The organism is Dietzia sp. CQ4 (assembly GCF_014145125.1).
Classification (GTDB): Bacteria; Actinomycetota; Actinomycetes; order Mycobacteriales; family Mycobacteriaceae; genus Dietzia; species Dietzia natronolimnaea.
Map to the genome: position 1 here is coordinate 1 of NZ_JAALDZ010000363.1, position 4,511 is coordinate 4,511.

Consider the following 4,511-nt stretch of genomic DNA (forward strand, 5'->3'; position numbering starts at 1 on the left):
GACCGAGCTCGTGGTGATCATGTGCGTCACCACGGAGTGGCAGCACCGAACTCCCCACGAACACCAGCGACCTCTCGGGGCCGCCCAGCGTGAGGAACCGCCCCTCCGGCCCGGGCACCGCGCCGGACGCGGCGAACTTCTCCGCCGCGGGACACGAGACCAGGGGGTCGGATTCGAGGACGCCGAGCAGCACGCGGGCCTCCCCGGGGCCCACCCCGCGGCACCCGCCGGTCGCTGCCTCCGGCGCAGCCGTATCGGTCATCGGCCTATCGCGTGACCTTGACCTGGGGGCCCTGACCCGCTGCGGCCTCGCCGACGGGCTCGCCCATCTCCTCCGCGATCCGCATGGCCTCCTCGATGAGGGTCTCGACGATCATCGCCTCCGGCACGGTCTTGATGACCTCGCCCTTGACGAAGATCTGGCCCTTGCCGTTGCCCGAGGCCACGCCGAGATCGGCCTCGCGCGCCTCGCCGGGTCCGTTGACCACGCACCCCATGACGGCCACGCGCAGGGGGACGCTCATCCCCTCGAGGCCGGCGGTGACCTCGTCGGCGAGCTTGTAGACGTCCACCTGGGCACGACCACACGACGGGCAGGAGACGATCTCGAGCTTGCGCGGGCGCAGACCCAGTGACTGCAGGATCTGCGAACCGACCTTGATCTCCTCCACCGGCGGCGCGGAGAGCGAGACCCTGATGGTGTCGCCGATCCCCTCCGACAGCAGGGCTCCGAACGCGACCGCGGACTTGATGGTGCCCTGGAACGCGGGCCCGGCCTCGGTGACTCCGAGGTGGAGCGGGTAGTCGCTCTTCGACGCGAGCTGACGGTAGGCCTCCACCATGATCACGGGGTCGTTGTGCTTGACCGAGATCTTGATGTCGCCGAAACCGTGTTCCTCGAACAGCGAGGCCTCCCACAGCGCGGATTCCACGAGCGCCTCCGGGGTGGCCTTGCCGTACTTGGCGAGCAGACGCGGATCGAGGGACCCGGCGTTGACGCCGATCCGGATGGGGATCCCCGCCGCGCCGGCCGCCTTGGCCACCTCGGCGACCCGTCCGTCGAACTCCTTGATGTTGCCGGGGTTGACGCGTACCGCCGCGCACCCGGCGTCGATCGCCGCGAAGATGTACTTGGGCTGGAAGTGGATGTCCGCGATGACGGGGATCGGCGACTTGCGCGCGATGGTCTCAAGGGCGTCGGCGTCCTCCTGACGGGGGCACGCCACGCGGACGATGTCGCAGCCCGCCGCCGTGAGTTCGGCGATCTGTTGGAGCGTGGCGTTGACGTCGTGGGTCTTGGTGGTGGTCATGGACTGGACCGACACCGGATGATCGCTGCCCACACCGACCTGGCCCACGAACAGCTGCCGCGTCTTCCGGCGCGGCGCGAGGACCGGCGGTGGACCGTCTGGCATTCCCAGTCCGACGGGGATGGAGGAGGAGTCGTTCACAACAGGGCCTTCCGTAGGGGTCGCCAGCCGGGTGCTCGCGGATCCCGTCCGCCATTATCCGCGTTCCGGGGCGCGGGGGCGAGATCGGGAGTCCGGACGCTCATCCCGTCAGCAATATGGGGTTGACGAAGTCCGCGGTGATGACGATCGCGGACACGCCCATCAACAGGACGAACACACCGATGGTGATCGGCGCGAGTTTCTCGTAGTCCGCCGGCCCGCCCGGTGCCAGCCCGCGGAGCCGCCGTAGCGCGTCGCGGATCTTCTCGTAGAACACCACCGCGATGTGGCCGCCGTCGAACGGGGTGAGCGGGACGAGGTTGAACGCCCCGAGGAACAGGTTCAGCCCCGCGAGGAAGAGCAGGAACAGCCACCACGCACCCTGCTCGGCCGCCTGGCCACCGATGTGGCTCGCACCCACCACGGAGACCGGCGAGTCATCGGCCCGTTCGGCGCCGAAGATCGACGCCGCCACCGCCGGGATCTTGGACGGGAACGAGATGAGTCCCTCGATCGTGGCCTCGATCATCTCCCCGGTGAACACGAAGGTCGCCGGGACCGCACCGAGCGCGTCGTAGGTGTTGACCGTCTGGTAGGCGGGGTCGTCGAGGATCTCCGGGGGGATGCCGTCCTCGGACAGTCGCACCCCCAGCGCACCCCTCTCCTGACCGGCGACGGAGGACGAGGTCAGGCTCGCCGTCGTCGTCACGGTCTCCCCCGCCCGGTCGAGCGTGACGGGGACCGTCTGGCCGGGACGCGCGGAGACCACCTCGGACAGATCGGACCAACTGCCCACAGGGAGGCCGTCGACGGAGGTGATCCGGTCGCCGGCGAGGATGCCGGCCTCACCCGCCGGGCCGACACCGACCCCACACCGGTCCGCACCGGCGCAGGTGTCGCCCACCACCGCCGCGACCCGGTCGGTCGGGATCGGTTGGACGTCACGGTTGACCAGCCCCCAGCCCACGGCGACCGTGTAGAAGAGCGCGATGGCCAGGACGATGTTCATGGCCGGGCCCGCCAACAGGACCGCCACCCGTTTCCACCACGCCTGACGCCACATCGCCCTGGGCTCGTCCTCCGGGGCCAACTCGTCGTACGCGGTCATCCCCGCGATATCGCAGAACCCACCCAGCGGGACCGCCTTGAGTCCGTACTCGATCCCGCCGCGGCGCACCGACCACAGTGTCGGACCGAAGCCGACGAAGAACCGACGGACCTTCATGCCCGACCACTGCGCCACCCGCATGTGGCCGTACTCGTGGAGCACGATCGACACCATGATCCCGAGTGCGAAGAGCACGATCCCGAGCACCATCACGACTCAGCCCTCCCGGTTCGCGACGAGCGTGGCGGCACGGCGCCGTGCCCACGACTCCGCCGCCGTCACGTCGTCCAGGTCGCGGGGATCGGACGACCACTCGTCCGCCGCCGCGACCGTCTCGGCCACCACGTCGACGATCTCGGTGAAGCCGATCCTCCCGTCGAGGAAGGCCGGCGCGGCCTCCTCGTTCGCGGCGTTGAACACCGCCGTGCGCAGCCCTCCCGCCGATCCGGCCGCGCGGGCGACGGAGATCGCCGGGAACGTCTGCTCGTCCACGGGCTCGAACGTCCAGGAGTGGGACCGGGAGAAGTCGAGAGGTGTCGTGGCCCCGGGGATCCGGTCCGGCCAGCCGAGAGCCAGCGCGATAGGCAGCTTCATCGACGGAGGAGACGCCTTGGCGATGGTGGCACCGTCGACGAAGGTCACGGCCGAGTGGACCACCGACTGGGGGTGGACGGTCACCTCGATCTTCTCGTACGGCACCCCGAACAACAGATGCGCCTCGATGAGCTCGAGCGCCTTGTTGACCAGGGTGGCCGAGTTCAGTGTGATCATCCGCCCCATCGCCCACGTGGGATGCCGCAACGCCTGCTCCGCGGTGACGTCCGCCAGCTGCGCGCGCGTCCTGCCCCGGAACGGACCTCCGGACGCGGTCAGGACGAGGCCGGCGACCTCGTCCGCGGTGCCCGATCGCAGGCACTGCGCCATGGCCGAGTGTTCGGAGTCCACGGGCACCAGTTGCCCCGGGGCGGCGGCGCCGGTCACCAGCGCACCACCGGCGACGAGCGATTCCTTGTTGGCCAACGCCAGGCGGGCTCCGGTCGCCAGCGCGGCGAGGGTGGGACCGAGTCCGATCGAGCCGTCGATGCCGTTGAGGACGACGTCCGCCTCCACCGCCCCGACCAACTCGGTCGCGCCACCCGGCCCGTCGAAGACGGTCACCGCGGGGAACTCCGACCGGATCCGCGCGGCGCCGGCGGGATCCGAGACGGCGACATAGCCGGCTCCCGTCGCCGCGATCTGCTCACCGAGGAGGTCCACCCGACCGCCGCCCGCGGCCAGGCCCACGACCTCGAACCGGCCGGGGGCGGCCTCGGAGGTCACCTCCAGTGCCTGGGTACCGATCGAGCCGGTGCTTCCGAGGATGAGAACGCGCGTGGTCACACCGTCATTGTCCACGTCCGGGGCGCCGGGCGCCGCATCGCGTGACGCGTCGGGGGCGTGACACCGGCGGGTTACCCGTCGACCCCGGCCGGGCGTGTGCCAGACTGAGCGGGATGTCGGCGGCCCGCGGGGCTGCCAGCGAGCCGTGAGGAGAACCGGGGAGCATGAGCGCGGACGGGCACCACACCAGCAAGGAAATCGTCGTGGGGGGCATCAGCTCCCTCGACGAGCCCTCGGTCCAGTGGGGCTGGCACCAGCACAACAGGAAGGTCGGCCTCGTCGTGGGCGGCTTCTTCGTGGTGTTCCTCCTGGCCATGCTGTTCGGCAACCACGTGGGCAGGGTCGAGGACATCTGGCTGGTCAGCATCGCCGTGTTCCTCGCCGTGTGGATGTTCCTGTCGCTGCGACCGAAGAAGGACGACAGCCCCAAGAAGGCCAGGATCTACGAGGTCCCCGCTGATCACTACTCGGTGTTCGGCGCCGCGGCGACCGGCGCGGTCGCGACGGCTCCCGCCAAGCGCTGAGAGCCACTGCACGACGAAGGCCGCCGCCCGCGACATCCGCGGGCGGCG

General features: G+C 70.3%; 4 protein-coding genes and 1 pseudogene. 1 reads left to right on the forward strand and 4 read right to left on the reverse strand.

From position 1 onward, the window contains the following. The 4 genes and pseudogenes from G6031_RS17005 to dxr all read right to left on the reverse strand — a co-directional run. Positions 1-262, reverse strand: a pseudogene (locus G6031_RS17005) (DUF4081 domain-containing protein); the annotation flags it as partial. A 4-nt stretch (positions 263-266) separates the two neighbouring features. After that, positions 267-1,415 (reverse strand): flavodoxin-dependent (E)-4-hydroxy-3-methylbut-2-enyl-diphosphate synthase, encoded by a 1,149-nt coding sequence (ispG, locus tag G6031_RS17010; protein ID WP_179525449.1) that lies wholly within the window; start codon positions 1,413-1,415, stop codon positions 267-269. Positions 1,416-1,551: 136 nt separating this feature from the next. After that, complete coding sequence (locus tag G6031_RS17015) at positions 1,552-2,769, reverse strand: M50 family metallopeptidase (RefSeq protein ID WP_182653904.1); 1,218 nt, start codon at positions 2,767-2,769, stop codon at positions 1,552-1,554. Between the two features lie 6 nt (positions 2,770-2,775). Next, positions 2,776-3,939 (reverse strand): 1-deoxy-D-xylulose-5-phosphate reductoisomerase, encoded by a 1,164-nt coding sequence (gene dxr / locus G6031_RS17020; protein ID WP_347238520.1) that lies wholly within the window; start codon positions 3,937-3,939, stop codon positions 2,776-2,778. A gap of 164 nt (positions 3,940-4,103) precedes the next feature. Here dxr and G6031_RS17025 point away from each other — a divergent pair, with 164 nt between their 5' ends. Next, positions 4,104-4,463 carry a DUF2631 domain-containing protein gene (locus G6031_RS17025; RefSeq protein WP_182653906.1) on the forward strand — a complete coding sequence of 120 codons (360 nt, stop codon included), beginning with the start codon at positions 4,104-4,106 and terminating at the stop codon, positions 4,461-4,463. Positions 4,464-4,511 lie beyond the last annotated feature (48 nt).